Source organism: Bacillus sp. FSL K6-0042, from assembly GCF_038006685.1.
GTDB classification, from domain to species: domain Bacteria; phylum Bacillota; class Bacilli; order Bacillales; family Bacillaceae_G; genus Bacillus_A; species Bacillus_A pseudomycoides.
In genome coordinates this window covers 721,977-740,375 of sequence record NZ_JBBOVS010000001.1, presented here as the reverse complement: position 1 = coordinate 740,375, position 18,399 = coordinate 721,977, and the positions used below count along the sequence as shown (strand labels likewise).

At 33.2% G+C, this 18,399-nt stretch carries 19 protein-coding genes and 3 pseudogenes; 17 read left to right on the top strand and 5 right to left on the bottom strand.

What is annotated here, in order from left to right:
• The first annotated feature begins 77 nt into the window (after window positions 1-77).
• The 3 genes and pseudogenes from MHH45_RS04005 (at window position 78) to MHH45_RS03995 (ending at window position 1,858) form a co-directional block, all read left to right on the top strand.
• Entirely contained in the window at window positions 78-623 is a 546-nt protein-coding gene (locus tag MHH45_RS04005; protein ID WP_016114895.1) for a hypothetical protein, read from the top strand.
• A 125-nt stretch (window positions 624-748) separates the two neighbouring features.
• A pseudogene (locus tag MHH45_RS04000) lies at window positions 749-1,192 on the top strand (helix-turn-helix domain-containing protein); the annotation flags it as partial.
• Window positions 1,193-1,543: 351 nt separating this feature from the next.
• Window positions 1,544-1,858, top strand: a complete 315-nt coding sequence (locus MHH45_RS03995; RefSeq protein WP_016114897.1) for a DUF3892 domain-containing protein — start codon at window positions 1,544-1,546, stop codon at window positions 1,856-1,858.
• 212 nt (window positions 1,859-2,070) lie between these two features.
• Here the strand turns inward: MHH45_RS03995 and MHH45_RS03990 are convergent, their stop codons facing one another.
• The gene (locus MHH45_RS03990) at window positions 2,071-2,511 is read right to left on the bottom strand and encodes a YaiI/YqxD family protein (RefSeq protein WP_088093712.1); all 441 of its coding nucleotides are present in this window, start codon (window positions 2,509-2,511) and stop codon (window positions 2,071-2,073) included.
• A gap of 450 nt (window positions 2,512-2,961) precedes the next feature.
• Here MHH45_RS03990 and MHH45_RS03985 point away from each other — a divergent pair, with 450 nt between their 5' ends.
• From MHH45_RS03985 to MHH45_RS03960, 7 genes and pseudogenes are all read left to right on the top strand, one after another.
• Window positions 2,962-3,453 carry an Lrp/AsnC family transcriptional regulator gene (locus MHH45_RS03985; RefSeq protein WP_016131413.1) on the top strand — a complete coding sequence of 164 codons (492 nt, stop codon included), beginning with the start codon at window positions 2,962-2,964 and terminating at the stop codon, window positions 3,451-3,453.
• On the top strand, window positions 3,443-4,069 hold the full coding sequence (locus tag MHH45_RS03980) for a LysE family translocator (protein WP_016131414.1): 627 nt from the start codon (window positions 3,443-3,445) through the stop codon (window positions 4,067-4,069). The genes MHH45_RS03985 and MHH45_RS03980 overlap by 11 nt, the downstream gene beginning before the upstream one ends.
• Window positions 4,070-4,177: 108 nt before the next feature.
• Window positions 4,178-5,380 (top strand): MFS transporter, encoded by a 1,203-nt coding sequence (locus MHH45_RS03975; RefSeq protein ID WP_212667639.1) that lies wholly within the window; start codon window positions 4,178-4,180, stop codon window positions 5,378-5,380.
• Window positions 5,381-5,559: 179 nt separating this feature from the next.
• A pseudogene (locus tag MHH45_RS27995) lies at window positions 5,560-5,658 on the top strand (IS6 family transposase); the annotation flags it as partial.
• 236 nt (window positions 5,659-5,894) lie between these two features.
• On the top strand, window positions 5,895-7,346 hold the full coding sequence (locus MHH45_RS03970; RefSeq protein WP_016114905.1) for an O-antigen ligase family protein: 1,452 nt from the start codon (window positions 5,895-5,897) through the stop codon (window positions 7,344-7,346).
• 258 nt (window positions 7,347-7,604) lie between these two features.
• A complete protein-coding gene (tnpA, locus tag MHH45_RS03965; protein WP_016114906.1) occupies window positions 7,605-7,880 on the top strand; it encodes an IS66 family insertion sequence element accessory protein TnpA in 276 nt (91 codons plus the stop codon).
• Between the two features lie 46 nt (window positions 7,881-7,926).
• Window positions 7,927-8,208: a zinc-ribbon domain-containing protein gene (locus tag MHH45_RS03960; protein ID WP_016114907.1), complete on the top strand. Its 282-nt coding sequence runs from the start codon at window positions 7,927-7,929 to the stop codon at window positions 8,206-8,208.
• Between the two features lie 208 nt (window positions 8,209-8,416).
• Here the strand turns inward: MHH45_RS03960 and MHH45_RS03955 are convergent, their stop codons facing one another.
• Entirely contained in the window at window positions 8,417-8,611 is a 195-nt protein-coding gene (locus MHH45_RS03955; RefSeq protein ID WP_016114908.1) for a hypothetical protein, read from the bottom strand.
• Window positions 8,612-9,349: 738 nt separating this feature from the next.
• The gene (locus tag MHH45_RS03950) at window positions 9,350-9,739 is read right to left on the bottom strand and encodes a cupredoxin domain-containing protein (protein ID WP_016114910.1); all 390 of its coding nucleotides are present in this window, start codon (window positions 9,737-9,739) and stop codon (window positions 9,350-9,352) included.
• A gap of 488 nt (window positions 9,740-10,227) precedes the next feature.
• Between MHH45_RS03950 and MHH45_RS03945 the strand changes: the two genes are divergently transcribed.
• Window positions 10,228-11,037 carry an HAD family hydrolase gene (locus MHH45_RS03945; RefSeq protein WP_016114911.1) on the top strand — a complete coding sequence of 270 codons (810 nt, stop codon included), beginning with the start codon at window positions 10,228-10,230 and terminating at the stop codon, window positions 11,035-11,037.
• A gap of 185 nt (window positions 11,038-11,222) precedes the next feature.
• Here the strand turns inward: MHH45_RS03945 and MHH45_RS03940 are convergent, their stop codons facing one another.
• On the bottom strand, window positions 11,223-11,735 hold the full coding sequence (locus MHH45_RS03940; protein WP_016114912.1) for a nucleoside deaminase: 513 nt from the start codon (window positions 11,733-11,735) through the stop codon (window positions 11,223-11,225).
• A gap of 198 nt (window positions 11,736-11,933) precedes the next feature.
• Complete coding sequence (locus MHH45_RS03935) at window positions 11,934-12,422, bottom strand: DinB family protein (RefSeq protein ID WP_016114913.1); 489 nt, start codon at window positions 12,420-12,422, stop codon at window positions 11,934-11,936.
• Window positions 12,423-13,088: 666 nt separating this feature from the next.
• Here MHH45_RS03935 and MHH45_RS03930 point away from each other — a divergent pair.
• The 6 genes and pseudogenes from MHH45_RS03930 to MHH45_RS03905 all read left to right on the top strand — a co-directional run.
• Window positions 13,089-13,292 (top strand): annotated as a pseudogene (locus MHH45_RS03930) (N-acetylmuramoyl-L-alanine amidase); the annotation flags it as partial.
• A gap of 248 nt (window positions 13,293-13,540) precedes the next feature.
• Window positions 13,541-14,506, top strand: coding sequence for a YbgA family protein (locus MHH45_RS03925; protein ID WP_088093711.1), 966 nt, complete (start codon window positions 13,541-13,543; stop codon window positions 14,504-14,506).
• A gap of 215 nt (window positions 14,507-14,721) precedes the next feature.
• A complete protein-coding gene (locus MHH45_RS03920) occupies window positions 14,722-15,867 on the top strand; it encodes an acyl-CoA dehydrogenase (protein ID WP_042983774.1) in 1,146 nt (381 codons plus the stop codon).
• 14 nt (window positions 15,868-15,881) lie between these two features.
• Window positions 15,882-17,219, top strand: a complete 1,338-nt coding sequence (locus MHH45_RS03915; protein WP_077294843.1) for an acetyl-CoA carboxylase biotin carboxylase subunit — start codon at window positions 15,882-15,884, stop codon at window positions 17,217-17,219.
• Window positions 17,220-17,245: 26 nt separating this feature from the next.
• Entirely contained in the window at window positions 17,246-17,461 is a 216-nt protein-coding gene (locus MHH45_RS03910; RefSeq protein ID WP_003197789.1) for an acetyl-CoA carboxylase biotin carboxyl carrier protein subunit, read from the top strand.
• Between the two features lie 22 nt (window positions 17,462-17,483).
• The gene (locus tag MHH45_RS03905) at window positions 17,484-18,395 is read left to right on the top strand and encodes a hydroxymethylglutaryl-CoA lyase (RefSeq protein ID WP_077294840.1); all 912 of its coding nucleotides are present in this window, start codon (window positions 17,484-17,486) and stop codon (window positions 18,393-18,395) included.
• Window positions 18,396-18,399 lie beyond the last annotated feature (4 nt).

The window sequence follows — 18,399 nt, the reverse complement described above, 5'->3', positions numbered from 1 at the left end:
AGTGTTTTTTTAAGGATAAACGGATTTTTATGTTAAAATTTTACTGTCAATAATTTCTTGGGAGAGGTCTCTTAAAGTTGAATATATTAAGAAGAACGATATCTAGTAAGATGGGGATAATCATTTTAGTAGTAATAATATTGATTGCAGGATTTTCATATTGGACGAATAAAGACAGAATTTCTAATAACTTTGCTGAACAACTATTTAAATATCCCCTTCCTCCACAAACCAAAGTCATGGAAAAGGAACAAGTTAATGGAAAATCCCTTGTATGGGGAAATGGTGGATATTGGGGTGTTATTGCATCTGTTCGCCTATCTACTAAACTAAGTAAAGCAGAAATATTGTCGTATTATAAAAAAGCTGGTTTATTTAAATACCCTAAAAGTGATAAAAAAGGCGTTGAACCTGAAATCTACTTTCAAGATGACTTAAAAAAGGTGGAAAAACCAGAAGGATTTTATTACACGACAAACGATGGAGGAAATAACCCGTTACACAGTTATTTCAACAAAGATGGAAGTATGAAAATAGAACAAAGCACCAACGAACATACAGGACAAATGGAGTATGTGGTACAGATAACAAGTGACTTTGATTACTTTCTAAATATTAATTGACACTAACTTTATAAAAAGTTGCGATGTTTTGCTCCTTTGGATTTGTTTATCTAAATGGGCGTTTTTATAGTGAAAAGAAGATCTGAACTGAAAGGCGGATTAAGGAACTGTTGAGTAGCAATAAAGTATCCTTTTTTACAAATGCGTACGAAGCTCAAAGTGCAGGCTATCGACCATGCAAAAGATGCCGACCAGATCTAAATATAAAAATATATGACCCGTTCGAATGCGTTTTGGAAGATACTATGCGATTGATAAAAAATAATTATGTTTAAAACATGTCTTTAAATGAAATTGCATCAAGGGTAGGAGTTAGTCGTTTTCATTTAAATCGGATTTTCAAAGAAAGAACAGGGTATACTCCTCGAATATATTTAGAAAGGATCAGAGTTAAGAAAGCAAAGGAACTTCTCTTGACAACGGTCTTTAATAGTACGGAGATTGGTTATCAAACAGGCTATCAAAGTGTATCTAGCTTTTATAATGCATTTAAAAGAAATACAGGACTTTCACCGAGTCAATTCCGTGCTTGCAATAGTGGACATACCGTAAACCAAGAACTTGACTGAATTCACGCTCTTTAACAAAAGACAGAATGAATTAACAAGCGTGCTTTGTACTTCTCATATTTTTTGAAAATTGTGATACAAGGAAAGTATTCAAAATACAACAAAGGAGACTATTATATAATTTGTGTAGGACTATTCTAGAAACGGGCGCAATTCTGTAGCAAGAATTGTGCTCGATCTTTATGTATTGGGCCACTATGTTGAATAAGAGCTGAAAAGCTGAATTAGGTTCGCATTTATGGAATGGAAGTGTGAAAAGTTGTGAAAATAATACATTTTTTATTAAGGGTCATAGTACATAAAACTAATAGCTTCCGAACATAATAATAAAATGTTTTGGAGGTGAGTTTTATGGATAAAAAAGACTTTCAAAAAGTTTATAATGAATACTTACAACAAGGGAAAGACCAAGTTCAATTGGAAGTAGTTGAGGAAGTCGATTCAGGAGTAGAACAAATTGTTGCAGTTCGTAAAAATGATGAGGATGATATTATTGCTTTTAAAACAAGTAGTGGAAGAGAACTAGATTATATTACTGCTCTTGATGAAGCAAAATCAGGGAAGTTAGCTCATGTGGACGTATTTCATAAGTATGGCAGGGATATTATACGTAGTGAACCTGATGGTATAAAAGAAAATAACTTAGATAACTTACCTTCTTTTTAAAAGGGTAAACCTTAAGAAGAGAATGTTAATTTGGACATTCTCTTCTTTTCTTGTATATTAAGTCATTTGATAGAATATGGTACCATTAATACGATACATCAAATAATTATAATGTTTATTCGTGTGAGTGTAGTGTAAGGCTTAAAAAAGAACTGAAATACTTGTCACAATATTATTTTTCTAGGTTTCCCTTAAAAATGGACGGTTCATTTTTAAAGTGAAATCGCTCTTTTAAAAAGCTCCCTAAATTTCTCCCTATCTTCTGATGTGAATGGTTTTGGCCCTTTTGTACGCTTTCCGCTTTTTCGAGCCATTGCACTCAAATAACGTGTTTGCAACAATTGGTCAATGTTTTCATTTGTATAGCTATACCCATTATGGTGAAGAACCGTACATCCTTTTGCTAAACCTAGCGAAGCAAGACCATAATCTTGCGTAACGATTATATCTCCTTTTGCTGCTAACTTCATAATCCGATAATCTGCAGCATCTGCTCCAGAATCAACATAAATCTTTTCCACCCCTGATGGTTGTTCCGCATTAGAAAAATGAGAAAAGCTAGTAACAAGGAGAATAGGAATTTCAGCATTCGTACCTTCAGAGATAATAATATCTTTTACCGGACAAGCATCTGCATCAACATAAATTTTCATCTTTATCACTCCCATAAATAAGTTCGAGTTGATGATAATGGCAGATTTAGCTTTTGTCAAACGAAGATGCTTTACTTAAAATCATTAAAAAAAAGTTATTCTATTAAAGGGCGCTATTCTTTTATAGAGAAAGCGTCTTTTTCTTGTATTTCAAGTGTTCTCATGGTTAAGTAATTTTAGATTGGTTTGTTTCACTAAAGCTCCCCTTTAGTAAAATGAGTTCAGCCTGATATTTCTAGTTGAACCCATTAATTCATCGTATTTAATGCAGTAGCTGTTACTAATAACCCCTGTAAAACTAAACCCACATTTATTATAGCTATCCTCTTTAAAATTATTTCCTCACAATACTAAAAGAATGATATTTTTATTATTAAAGAAAATCCCACTTGTTTCTTTGTTAAATAAATATTAAAATGATTAAAAACTTATAAAGAAAGGTTGATTAACTTGGATTCTTATGATTATAAGATTATACAATCAATAATGAATAATGGTAGAGTCACTTGGGCTGAATTGGCATCTCACATTGGATTATCTTCACCAGCAGTGGCTGACCGTGTCAATCGTTTGATTAGTAATGGAGTAATTAAAGAGATTGGAGCTAAGATAGATGGAGAAAATGTAGGAACAGAATGTACAGCTTTTGTAACAGTCTCATTAGAAAAACCAAAATATAGAGAAGAATTCTTACATCTTATTACTAATTTAGAGGAGGTACAAGAATGCCATCACATTGCGGGGGATGATGATTATTTATTGAAAATTCGTTGTCGTAATACCAAGGATTTAGACAGAGTGATTAGCTATGAGATTAAAAGTCTGCAGGGGGTACTTCGAACAAAAACAACAATAGTGATGGATACAATGAAAGAAACGTTTAAAATTCCTTTGCAAAAAGATAGGTTTTTTATTGATGAGGTGGGGGGAAATGGCAAGTGAATTCTTACTCAAAGGTCTTATCATTGGTTTTAGTATTGCGGCCCCTGTAGGACCTATTGGAATTTTATGTATTCGTAGAACGCTTGAGAATGGGAAAGTAGTTGGATTTATGTCAGGCTTAGGTGCTGCAACAGCAGATGGTTTATATAGTTTAATTGCGGGTCTAAGCTTAACAGTGATAACTAATTATTTGATTAATCAACAATTGTGGTTTCAACTAATTGGCGGAATTTTTTTAGGTTATTTCGGTGTTAAAACTTATAAATCAAAACCTTCAAATACACTTACTAAAAGTAAAAATGAACAAAATATTAAGGCATATGCATCTACTTTCTTTTTAACACTAACTAACCCTGTAACAATTTTGTCTTTTATTGCTCTCTTTTCAGGACTTGGAATAGCTAATTCAGATATTGACTTAATGGAGAAATTGATATTAGTATTAGGAGTTTTTTTAGGTTTAATACTATGGTGGTTATTTCTTAGTATTGTTGTTAGCTTATTAAAGAATCGAATAAATGCATATTCTTTAATAATTATAAACAAAACATCTGGATTAATTTTACTATTATTTAGCCTACGGTCTTTTTATGATGTACTAATTACTACTTATTAATGAGAAATAAAATCAACCATATTATAATGGAGGTTTATAGAATTGACATTAAAAAAAGAGAGTAATTTTTACTCAATGATAAAAATAAAGAAAACAAGTGGCCACCTTATGTCAACGATTACACAATTGCCAAGTACTTACATAATTTTTGTATTTGGTTTACTTATTTCAAGAATTGGTGATTCCCTATATACCTTTTCTCTTCCTTTGATTGCATATGAATTAACTGGTTCAGCAGTAATTATGAGCTCACTTTTTGCCATAAGTGTGTTACCTATTGTTTTATTTGGTCCGATAGTAGGGGTAATAGTAGATCGTTGGGATAGACGAAAATTAATGTGGATTGCGGACCTATTATGTGTTTTCTTTGTAACAGTAATTCCTGTTCTCCATATCTTAGGATTACTCCAACTCTGGCATTTATACGTTGTTTCTTTTATTTTAGCAGTACTATCTATGTTATTTGATGTAGCGACAGTTACAGTAATTCCACATATTGCAGGTCAATCGTTAACCAGGGCCAATTCCGCTTATCAGATGGTTCTTCAAATTGCTAGCTTAGTAGGTCCTGCCTTAGCAGGTATTATCATTGCTATTATAGGAGGTTTTAATGCACTCTGGATAAATGTTCTCTCTTATATAGCTACTTTAATTGCTGTATTAATGTTACCAAAATTCAAAAAAACTAAATCTGTAGATGGATCGGGAAATCTATTTCAGAAAATAGGAAGAGAAATGAAGGAAGGTTTTAAATGGTTAATGAATGACCGTCTTAATCTCGCTTTATCTCTTCAAGCAATGGTAGGCAACTTTGGTGCTAGTGCTATACTAGGAGCATTAATGTATTATTTGCTTTCAACATTACATTTAACTTCTGAACAAAGTGGATTTAACTATACCTTAATTGGAGTAGGCGGTCTTGTAGGAAGTATTATTGTTGTTCCACTTGAAAAGCGATTTCGACGTGGGATTCTAATTCCTGCTTTGCTAGGTATAGGTGCAATTGGATTAACCTACGCAATATGGAGCAAATTTTGGCTAGCGCCAGGCATTGCATTTGGAATTGCTATGGTATGTAATATTGCTTGGAATATTATTGTAGCATCTGTACGGCAGGAAACTGTACCCATTGATATGCAAGGAAGAGTTTTAGGATTTTCACGCGTGCTTACACGACTGGCAATGCCTCTAGGTGCATTAGTAGGGGGCGTGATTTCTGAGTATAATCCGGTTGCAATTTTTATTTTGGCATCAGCTACAAAATTTATTGAAGTAATTATTGCACTTGCCAGTCCTATACGTAAACTATAAGCAAACGTACCTATCTGGATTTCATAATTTTCAGAAGTATTTTTAAGGGAATTTCGGTTCTGTTGCAAAGTTTTTTAAACTAAGCTATATTCTAGAAAAATGAGACGAGGGGAATGACGTTACCTACATCGTGCAATTGATAAAGAGGGTTACACATTAGATATTCAACTGCGTAAAAAGCGAGATCCTCAGGATTTCAAAATCTTCGCCATGCTTCACGCACGATAAAAGGAATCGAAACCATTCATGCTATACATAAACGAAAACGCAGTTTGTAACCAAACTGCGTTTTTTTAACGTACAAAGAATTACAAAAATTATTAACAATTGCATAAAATAAACAACTGTTTGTTGGGAGAATCTGTTGAAAAACTTTGCAACAAAACCAAATTATGGTTAAATTCTAATTTAATTTAAAAAACTTCTTATTTCGATGTTATAATAAGAATGAAAATTCTAATTACTTGTTTTGAACAAATAATTAAATAAGCATTTATGATTAAAGGAGAGTAGCATGTTATATAAACAAAAAAACTTTAAAAACAAATTTGAACACTTTTTACTCATATTTATTATTTTTCAACCTATTTTGGATTTACTTACATCTTTTTGTATTATGTCATTACAAATGAATGCTACTATTGGCATTTTTGTCCGTTTATTTATTATGTTGTTAAGTATTGTATATTTGTTGATAACAACAATTAAAATAGGGAATTGGAAGTATCTTATTTATTTAGTTGGATTAATATCAGTATGTATGATAGGAATTATAAATAACATAGTAATAAAAAAGCCTATGTTATTAAGTGAAGAAGTAAAATTTATAGCAAAGTCTATATATTATATAATTATGTTTTTTAGTTATCTTTTGGCTTTAAATTCTATCAAAAGAAAAGAAAATATATATGTAAGGATAAGGGATTATATTGTATATGCAATATTGATTGTTAATATTACTATACTTATTTCTATTATCACTCATACTGATTATAATAGTTATGAATATAGTAAAATAGGATCAAAAGGATGGTTTTTTGCTGGAAATGAATTGAGTTCTATTTTAGGTGTTACATTTCCGATTGTCGTTTTATATTCTATCGAAAAAACAACATCTATTAGGAAATTATATTATTGGATTCCAACATTATTATCTATTTTTTCATCTTTCTCTATGGGAACAAAAGTTGCTTATATGGCGGTTATAGTTACTATGGTAATTACACTTGTAATAAGTTTTATTCATGTGTTTTTTTACCAAAAACAGTTGAAAGAACAGCGGAAATATCTATTATTGAACATATTTGTTGTTATTTGTATAAGTATAGGAATTGTTTCTACAATACCAAAAACGCCATTTGTTAAAAATTTGGCAATTCATCAAAAAGAAGTACAAACGGAACAATTCAAAGAAAAGCAAAAGCAATATCGATTAGAAGAGAAAAAAGAAGTTCCAGTTAGTAGTTCGCCTAAAGAACAAGTAAGTGCTTCGGATAGTAATTCAGGTAGTGATTCAGCAGTAGAAGAAAAGAAAAATCAAGTAGAAAATATTATATTTAGTAGCCGTGAATTATTTATCCAGCATTATAAAAAATCCTTTGAAGAAGTTCCGATATCCCAAAAACTGTTTGGAATGGGGTATGGGGGAATCCTGAATTATCAAGGAGCTCCTAAGTTGATTGAACGAGACTTTCATGATTGGTTTTATACATTTGGATTGTTTGGTTTTATATTCATTTTACTACCTCTTATTTATTACAGTTTTAAAATTTTATTATTATTAATTAAAGATATAAAAACTTTATTTGCATTCAAACATGTGTTGTTAGGAACAGGAATATTATTAGGTTTTGGTATTGCATTTATTTCTGGTCATGTATTAACAGCACCCGCTGTAAGCATCTATTTTAATGTTATTTTGGCAACTCTAATAGTGAGTTTGAGTAGTAAATCGATTCAAAAATAAGGTAATAAAGCAAAGTTTAACTAAAATCCTGTATTTTAATACGGGATTTTTTGTCTATTTTAATTAATACATAGTTTATTTAAGATGATTAAGTTTTTTGAATTAAAGAATAAATATTGGAGTTAGTATAGTCATATGGACACAACTTATTTAAGTCCTTACAATGAATTTCAAGGTAAGAGTCAAATATTCCCCACCTACTATTTGTAAATAACCCATGAGATAATCTCCTTACATACTACATGTGGAGGATTTTTTATGAAAAGACACCTATTAAAGAAAGAATGGGAAACTTATATTCAAGACTATAAAAACAGTGGATTATCAAAAGTTTTCTGGTGTCAAAAACAGAACCTACCAGTTCATCGGCTATATTATTGGTTGAAAAAATTATCACCTGAAACGGAAGATCAAAATAAAAATGAGCGTGTGAATTGGAGTTCTATGAATGGCCCTGTCGTAGAAGAAAACATACATGTCACCATTCGAATTCACATTCAAGAAGCAACCATTGAATTAGATGTACCTTTATAAGAAACAAAACAAAACAAAATATATTGTGTGAAAAGAGATGTAATTTATGAAGAAGAGTTTCTATGATTGGTACATTGAAAATAACAAAGAACATTTATTAGCCGAGTGGGATCATGAACAGAATGAAGACTTGGAGATAAAAGAAATTGGATATGGTAGTAACAAAAATGCATGGTGGATTGGTAGATGTAATCATCAATGGATATCTACTATTAAGAATAGAGTTAGGGGAACTGGTTGTCCTATATGTTATGAAGCTAATGGTAGAAAAATAGTCCATAGACGAAGTTTAAATAAAGGAATTAATGATTTGCTCTATTTCGAGTAATCTTCTTCGAATCAAAATTGTCACTCTCCATCTATGAGTATTTTTTATTATCTAGTCTACTACTTTATTTTAATAAATACTCTTTTACGAAATGAAAATTATTTCTCAGTCTAAATCTTTATTTTATTAAATTAAACAAACAAAAATAGAGGAATTTAATTAAACCAACGATGTCCAGTCTAATACATTTTTCTACTTGAACAACTGTTCAAGTATTTAAAGAAGAAACATATAAAAAAGTTTTTCCGTGTTCTCTAAGTACATATGAGGGAACATCCGATTGCTGCATGAATGTTTTACCATGCTCAGCTTGCAATGTGCTAGAAGGAGTGTTACCTATTAGTCCTGTTATAATTAAAGTTAATCCAAATGTAATTCCAAAAAATTTAATTGTTTTTTTCATTACTTTAAAGCCTCCTTATCGCGTAGTTTTTGTTCGGCTTCGTGTGACTTGTAAAAATAATGTCCAGCCTGACCAGGTTGATTTGAAGCATAAAATTTTAATGCTAATTGTTTTGAGTAGTCATGTACGAACCCTAATAAACCTTCTTGCTCGAAGTATTGAATTCCTTCTTTAATAATGGATTCAAATATATTGGTTGGCTCAGCTGAATTTAATGCGCGCAGAATAGAAAAATGATGTTTATATTCAATTGCATTTACATGATTACAGATTTTTAGACCTTTATTAATAAATTTATTTGACTGCGAATTGCATCATACCAATTATTTAATAAAGAAGTAATCTGCTCTAGTGTAACCGTTGTAATCTCCATGGAATAACCCCTCCTATTATGTATTTATATAATTGTACAAAAATTTATAATATTTAGTCATTGGGTAAATTTATTTCTCAACAAATACCTATTTATTTTTTTGGATAAGTATTCATTATGGGAAGAACTATGTTTATTGAATTAAACTTAGATCAATTTTTTTGAACAAAAAGAAAAACTAGATAAAATACTAAGGATACTTAGCACTATAGGACTATCTGTATATATTTAAAGTATAAGGTCAAATTAAGTAAATATTTGGGTGAAGAATGCTTGTCAAATTACTATTATTTAATGATGTCTGGGTAATAATAAGTAAGTTACCGTTGCTTATTAAAAAAGCAAGGCCCGATTGGCCCCGCTTGTTATTTGACTATTACTTTTCCATCCATTCCTTTCTGGAAATGGTACCGACATATCAGTTCATATGTACCGGGCTTTTTAGGTTTCACGGTTATGGTTTTTTCTTTTCCCGGCTGGACTTCGGCGTCAATTCTGAGCTTTTCCACTGTGAAGGTGTGCTCTTTATTACCTTGGTTTTTCAATATCAACGTTGTCGTTCTTCCAATCGGAATAGTGATGACGTTCGGATTAAAGTAATCATCGTTCAACTCGACCTCAATCACTTTCACTGACTCAATAGGCTGTGTTACGACGCCGGATTCGGCAAATACACTGAGTGAGCCTGGAGTTGTTACAACCACAATCATCGCAAGCAAAACGACCAATCCAGTTAACCACTTTTTCACAGACATTCGCAATCCTTCCTTTCCTAAGCATTATTGTTTTCCAATTCATAAAATATTATCACTATAAATGGGGGTCTAACTATTCAGGTTAAAAAATGTTTTAGACTGAACATCATTAATCTAATGGGATTCCTCAATTCTTATATTTCTAATTCAATAAAATAAAGAATCAGACTGGTAAATAAGTTTCATTTTCGGAAAAGAGTTTTTATTAAAATATAGTATTAGACTAAATATTGGTTATGTAATTTTCACATGAGAAATAGGAACAATTCTGAGAAAACATACTTAATAAAACAAGAATGTATATATTCTGGCATAAAGTTTTTAAAAGAGAACAGGTCTAATCCTTAATGAATATGAAGTTAATCTCTGTGTTTACCGCGTATAATAAGACATTATGGCAACCTCACATGTATACGCTATATAGGATTTCATTGCTTAATATAGAACATTAAAGGAGTATTGATATATTTAAAAAAGGGGGAAAATACATGAAACTCACAAATGATGTTAAAGCCATTGTCTTAGATCTCGATGGAACTTTATTAAATTCACAAAAAGAAGTGTCCGAAAGAAGTAAAAGGGCCATTTTGACAGCTCACGAAAGAGGTCTTGCTATTATTTTTGCAACAGCAAGACCTCCAAGGTCTGTTAATGACTTTTTATGTAGAGAGCTTCAAGAAATAGCATCTGTTGTTTATTATAACGGTGCTTTATCCGTAGATAATCAGTTAGGCAGAAAACATTACCCAATTGAACAGATGTTGACGGAAGAAATTCTAAACTATATACATACAAATCAGCCAGATGCTTATATTTCTATAGAGTCTGAAGACATTTGGTACAGCAGCCAAACTTTAGACTATAAACAGGTCATGAAAGTCACAACAAACCCTACAGTGGTAACCATTGATGAACTAAGGAAGATACAAGCTTCCAAAATACTAATTTCTCAATGCTATGACTATAAAAGTTTACAGGAACTCTTTGAAGGTAAAGTTAACATCATACGCACTGACTCGGGAAGCTTGATTCAAATTATGGATAAAGATGTGTCGAAAGAGCGTGCTGTGATTGATATCTGTACAGCTAAGAGAATACCTATGGATTATGTTATGTCTTTTGGGGACGACTGGAATGATTTTAACTTATTTAGGGAATCTGGATTACCAGTAGCAATGGGTAATGCTATTCCTGAGCTAAAAGAGATTGCATTTTTTGTTACTGGAAACAATGATGAAGAAGGTGTGGCACAGGTATTAGAACAAATAATCTTTGGTACCAATCCAATTAAAAATTAACATGAATAGAAAGTCCCTTCAGTTCTTCATCTAAAGGGACTTTTAAAGGTCTTTGGTTTTATATTAATAAAGGGTGCTTTCATGTCCAAAAAACACTTTTTCGGTCTATAACTATTTTTTAATAGTCTAAAACATTTTTTTAATGAAACACTAACGTGCTTCAATTGCACCTACAGCCTGCCTAATCATTCTACCGTCCCCCCTAAAACTTTATTATGAATGTTATTTGGATTTTCAGCCCATTCCAACATTAATTCTCTTTGTTTAACGGCTAAATCTTCAAACGGTTCACTAATATGCTCAATATTGTTAAAGCATTTTTCAAAAACACGAGTATTATTTATCTTGAGGTACCCACCAAATCCCTTGTCATCATTTAAAATCCATACTACTCTTGTAAAATGAGAAAAAAGTATAGCTCCAGTACACATCGGGCATGGTTCAAGTGTTGTATATAATGTAATAGGTAATCTGTTTTCTTTAGCATGTATGAGTTTCTTTCCTGCTGCTCTTATAGCATCGATTTCAGCATGAGCGGAGGCATCATCCTGAGTGTGTACCCTGTTTCGCCCCTTACCTAATATTTCATTGTTTCGCCCAACAATAATAGCACCTACTGGATATGTGTTCTCTTTCATTGCTTTTTTCGCTTCTTCTAAAGCCATTTCTAAAAACAAACGATCCATTTTTCTCACCAAAACAAATTCCCCCTTTTAAATCTAATTTTATCAAAAGAGAGTTATAAAAACATGATGAACAACACCTGGAATTAACAAATAACACTTATAAGCCATTTCTAATCAAACTTTATCTCAAACCTACATCTGAAGGGTCTTTCCATTCACATAATCAATGTTATCGGCAGTTATAGTAGATCATTTTTTAGTACAATTGAATTAATCAAGGTCTGTGTTAGGAGGAATGTATCCGAGGTGACGATCCATTGATACGATTTGTCCTTTATGATGAAATTCATGTGTCTCGGTATGGGTTAAAAGCCATAGTGGAGTTGTACTCCATGGTTCTTTTTGCCATTTCACTTCATTTGCTATATTTTCGAACCAACGAGCATTGAATTCATCTAAAAAACGTTGTACAATCTCATCTACTAACTCAAATCTGGCGCGAACTTTCTCGACATTTGAATGCTCAATTTCATAATCAGTAGCAAACGAAAAATCTGCTCGCCTTTGGTTAAATGCGAATGATCCAAGCCAGTATCGATAACAATCGGCTACATGAATATGGGTCTTTATAATGCTACCGCTTCCGAAATTTGGAACGGTGCTGTGCAACTTTTGCAGTGGGATTTTTTCTGAAAACGTAAATAGAATTTCCCTGGTAGAGCGAATAAAGCTGTATTGTTGCTTTAAAACATCTAACATTCAATATCACTCCTCTTTTATTTACCATAATCCCCGTTAGCAGAAGCTAAATTATATATCTTTGTTTTCCTTCTCTAATAAACGTTTTACATCATTTCTAAAGAATTTAAGTTCATTTTTTGTTTTAATCAACTCATACAGCATAAAAAGTAATACCAACACTATTAAGATTTTCACCATAGCAATCCCATCTTCCTTTTTTAACTAAGCGAAGATATATGCTAAAATCCCAATTGTACATATAACACTACCTACAACGAAAAAGAAAAACTGTATAAGCTTGGCCAAAAATAGCCGGGGGTGTAGATTATGTAACAGCTACACTCAAAGGCGTTGAATTTGCTAAAGACGGTACATTGATAAGGAAGCAAGTTGGTCCAGGGAAGGTTACCGAGTGGGTTATGGATTTGAGTCAATATCTAGGACATAAAAAATTAAATTTAAGCAACTTCTTTAGCCGAATTTTCTATTGCTTTGGGAGTTTTATAACCAATGCTACTGCGGTTATATCATTCTTTGATGCATTGAAATAGTGCTAGATTTGTTTGTTTAAACGTGACATATTGTGTTGAGTTTCTTCTTTCTTTAGAAAAGCATGAAGAAACTCAACACAAGTGTCTAATACGGACACTCCCTCCTTGAAATTTATTGTAAGAACTTCACTAAGTTGTGTTCAAAGTGGATAACCTACGTTTCTATGATTCTCCATCTTGGCAGGATAATGTTGTTGCTGGTACTTTAGATGCAGGATTATGATTTGCAATCGATGGGAAGGTTATGGTGAATGGATTTTATCAGTACAAAGAGCATAGTAGCCAGGGCAAAACATACTATGTAACAGCAAACGAAGCCTATGGACATGTGAAGTAAGAGTTACAAAAGAGCATCCACTTAAAGGATGCTCTTTTGTATAATATATTTATAGAAGAAATATAAAAAAGTGCTAACAAGTTTGCAAATGAACTTGCTAACACTTATACAAAATAAATATAAAATATCGCTGATATGTCACTGGATATATAGTCATTATAAAAATAGACAATACAAACTAACTTTGCTTAGAATACTCATCGTAGTACAATTTATATTATATGGATTAACGCCGCGGAGGTAATAAAATGCGACAATTTGCAAAACCAACAGTTGTTGTAAGTAAATGCCTAGAATTTGATGCTTGTCGTTATAATGGGGAAAGGATTTCTGATATTACAATTCGAAATTTACAACCGTTTGTTATATTTATTCCGGTATGTCCTGAAGTAGAAATCGGATTAGGAATTCCACGTGAGACAATTCGGATTATCGAAGATAGTGGCATTCACAAGCTTGTACAGCCTTCGACAAGAGAAGATGTTACAGAGAGGATGCAACGGTTTTCTGATCAATTTTTAAGTACTTTACTGGATGTTGATGGTTTTATTTTAAAAAATCGTTCTCCAAGTTGCGGAACTAGAGATGTGAAAATTTATACAGGATATGACAAATCACCAGTAAAAGAGAAGGGTGCTGGTTTGTTTGGTGGCGCTGTATTAAAAAAAATTTCGCATATTGCAGTAGAAGAAGGTAGATTGTCGAATTTTATTATTCGTGAACATTTCTTTACGAGACTGTTTACAATCGCTCACTTTAAAAGAATTAAACATAATAAAAATTTGAAAGAGCTAGTATCTTTTCAATCAGATCACAAATACTTATTTATGGCATATAATCAGGTGAAACAAAAAGAATTAGGCCGTATTATTGCAAATCATGCAAAGGATAATATTGAAAATCTCTTTGAGAATTACGAAAAAACCTTGTATGAATTATTGAAGCGAACACCTCGCTATACATCGAATATAAACGTATGTCAGCATATTTTTGGATACTTTAAAGATAAGCTAAACAAGCAAGAAAAAGAGTATTTTTTAACGCTACTTCAAAAATATGCAGATAAGAAAATACCTCTTAGCAATTTACTTGTAGTTTTAAAGTCGTGGGTCTTACGTTTTGAAGACCACTATTTATTTCGGCAAACCTATTTTGAACCATATCCTGAAGCATTAGTAGAAATCTCAGATTCCGGAAAAGGAAGAGATTATTAAAGAAAAAACCACATAATTCGACACTGTTATTCCTATGTTGTTGTAGAACAATGTAGGAATTTTTTTGTGCATGAGTACAGAATCTGTTTTAAAATTAAGTTATGACAGAATTATAACAATTATCTAACTACTAATCTTGTCTTTAAGAAGCAATGTTTGTAGTACAGACTCGCACGCTGTCGAAACTCAATATTCGATAAGGGGTGTGTAGCGGAATGGAATTTACTCTAACTCGCGAAAAACAAATGATTAAAGAAATGGTACGTGACTTTGCTGAAAAGGAAATTGCACCAAAAGCTGTGTATTATGACAAAACAGCTGAATTTCCATACGAAACGTTTCAAAAAATGGGCGAACTAGGATTATTAGGAATCCCATTCCCAGAAGAGTATGGAGGTTCTGGCGGCGACACTCTATCGTACGCGCTAGCTGTTGAAGAAATTGGCCGTGCTTGTGGCGGTACAGGCTTAAGTTATGCTGCAACAATTTCATTAGGTGCTTCACCAATTTATTACTTTGGTACAGAAGAACAAAAGCAAAAGTATTTAGTTCCAATGGCATCAGGAAAAACACTAGGTGCTTTTGGTTTAACAGAGCCGAACGCTGGATCAGATGCAGGTGGCACACAAACAAAAGCATTTTTAGATGGTGATGAATATGTGATTAGCGGTGAGAAGTGTTGGATTACGAATGCAGAGTATGCAAATACAATCATTGTAACCGCTATCAATGGTGTCGAAGAAAATGGAAAAAAACGTATTTCTGCATTTATTGTGCCGACAACAAGTGAGGGATTAACGATTTCAAGTCCATACGATAAGATGGGTGTTCGTGCCTCTAATACTTGCGAAATCGTACTTGATGGTGTTCGTGTACCGAAAGAGAATATTCTTGGTGATGTAAATAAAGGATTTAAACAATTCTTATATACACTTGATGGAGGGCGTATTTCAATTGCAGCATTAGCTGTAGGAATTGCACAGTCTGCTTTTGAGCGTGCACTTCAATATGCAAAAGAGCGTCAGCAATTTGGAAAAACGATTTCTAATTTCCAAGCGATTCAATTTAAACTGGCTGATATGGCTACTGAAGTGGAATTGGCGCGTAATTTAGTACATAAAGCAGCTTGGTTAAAAGATCATGATAAACCTTTCGGTAAAGAAGCAGCTATGGCAAAGTTATTTGCATCTGAAGCAGCAAGTCGTATTGCGAATCAAGCAGTGCAAATTCACGGTGGATATGGTTATATGCGTGAATATGAAGTAGAGCGTCACATTCGTGATGCAAAACTTTTAGAAATTGGTGAAGGAACTTCTGAAATTCAACGTCTCGTAATTGCAAGACATTTAGGGTGTAGATAAAAGGAGGATTCACTATGTTTCAAAAGATATTAATTGCTAATCGTGGCGAAATTGCAGTTCGAATTATAAAAACATGTCAAAAACTTGGAATTCGTACAGTTGCTATTTACTCAGAAGCAGATGAAAATGCACTTCATGTAAAACTAGCAAATGAGGCTTATTTGGTTGGTGGCCCACGTGTCCAAGAGAGCTATTTAAATCTCGAAAAGATTATAGAAATTGCTAAGAAAACAAATACTGAAGCGATTCATCCAGGATATGGATTGTTATCAGAAAATCCTTCCTTCGCGGTTCGCTGTAAAGAAGAAGGGATTGTATTTATTGGTCCTTCTGAGGAAATCATTGCTAAGATGGGAAGTAAAATCGAGTCACGTCTGGCAATGCAAGAAGCAAATGTTCCAGTTGTACCAGGAATCACAACGAATATTAAGACTGCTGAAGAAGCGATTGAAATTGCAAAACAAATTGGTTATCCATTAATGCTGAAGGCATCCGCGGGCGGCGGGGGCATTGGAATGCAGTTGATGGAAACTGAGCAAACGCTCACCAAAGCATTCGAGAGCAATAAAACGCGTGCACAAAACTTTTTTGGTAATGGTGAGATGTACTTAGAGCGATACATTGCAGATGCGCATCATATTGAAATTCAACTTTTAGCTGATACACATGGCAATACAGTTTATTTATGGGAACGTGAATGCTCTGTACAACGCCGGAATCAAAAAGTAATTGAAGAAGCACCGTCTCCATTTTTAGATGAAGAAACACGTAAAGCGATGGGGGAAGTTGCTGTACAAGCAGCAAAAGCTCTTGGCTATACAAATGCAGGTACGGTTGAATTTCTTGTGGATGATAAGAAAAACTTCTATTTCTTAGAGATGAATACAAGATTACAAGTGGAGCATCCTGTTACTGAAGAAATTACTGGTCTAGATCTTGTTGAACAACAATTACTCATTGCGTCTGGTGAAAAGCTTTCCTTTACGCAGGAGGATATAAATCGTAGTGGTCATGCCATTGAAGCACGTATTTATGCAGAAGATCCAAAAACATTTTTCCCATCTCCTGGGAAAATTATGGGGCTAACTCTACCAACCGCAGTACGTATCGATCACTTTTTGGAGAATAAGGTGACAATTACACCGTTTTACGATCCGATGATTGCAAAAGTAATTGCGCATGGTGAAACGCGTGAAGAAGCTATTGAGAAATTACAGGATGCTCTTCAAAATCTGAAAGTAGAAGGTATTAAAACAAATACACCAATGCTTCTGCAAGTATTAGAAGATGAAGTGTTCCAAAGTGGTATTTATACAACAGGTTTTGTAACAAAACAACTTGTAAAAAAATAAGGTTTATGAATATTAAAGGGGGAAAAATGATGACAAAAGTATATGCATCGATGGCAGGTAATGTTTGGAAAATTGTTGTGGGAATAGGAGATACAGTAGAAGAAGAACAGGATGTCGTCATTTTGGAATCTATGAAAATGGAAATCCCAATCGTTTCAGAAGAAGCTGGGACAGTTATGAAAATAAATGTACAAGAGGGCGATTTTGTTAATGAAGGAGATGTATTGGTAGAGATTGAATAGGGAGAAGAAGGGGTGAAATGTATTGAAGCTACCTACTTTTGCTGTCATTAAAGAAGTGGGACCACGTGATGGTTTGCAAAATGAAAAGAAAATTGTTGGCACAAAAGATAAAGTGAAATGGATTCAATTACTTTCAGAAGCTGGATTATCATATATTGAAGTTTCCTCTTTTGTTCACCCGAAATGGGTTCCTGCTTTAGCAGATGCGAGTGATGTATTTGCAGAGTTAAAGCGGAATTCAGATATTACATATGCTGCGCTTGTTCCAAATCAAAATGGTTTGGAACGAGCTCTTTTGCAAAATGTAGATGAGGTGAATGTTTTTTTATCAGCAAGTGAGTCACATAATAAAAGTAACATCAATAAGTCCATTAAAGAAGCGTTATCTGTCGTGCGAGATATTACAAAGCAAGCAGGGTTTGCAGGTAAAAGAGTAAGAGGTTATGTTTCTACTGTATTTGGTTGTCCTTATGAAGGGGATGTGAGCATTGATGCTGTAGACGAATTATGTAATCAACTCTTCTCATATGGCATTTATGAAGTCTCATTGGGAGATACCATTGGTGTAGCAAATCCATTGCAAGTAGAGCGTGTATTAGAGCATTTACTTAAAAAATATGATTCTTCCCAATTCGCGATGCATTTTCATAATACGTACGGAATGGCGCTTGCAAACGTCGTTCAGTCATTGGAATACGGTGTTACGACATTTGATAGTTCCTGTGGTGGACTTGGTGGTTGTCCTTATGCACCAGGAGCATCAGGTAATGTCGCGACTGATGATTTAGTACATATGCTCCACAAAATGGGCGTACAAACAAATATAAATGAAGAAAAGTTATTAAAGGCTAGTCAATTTATTCAAAGTAAGCTAAATATTCAATTGCCAAGTCATGTGTATAAAGCATTGCAACATAAAACAATAAGTAGGTGATAAA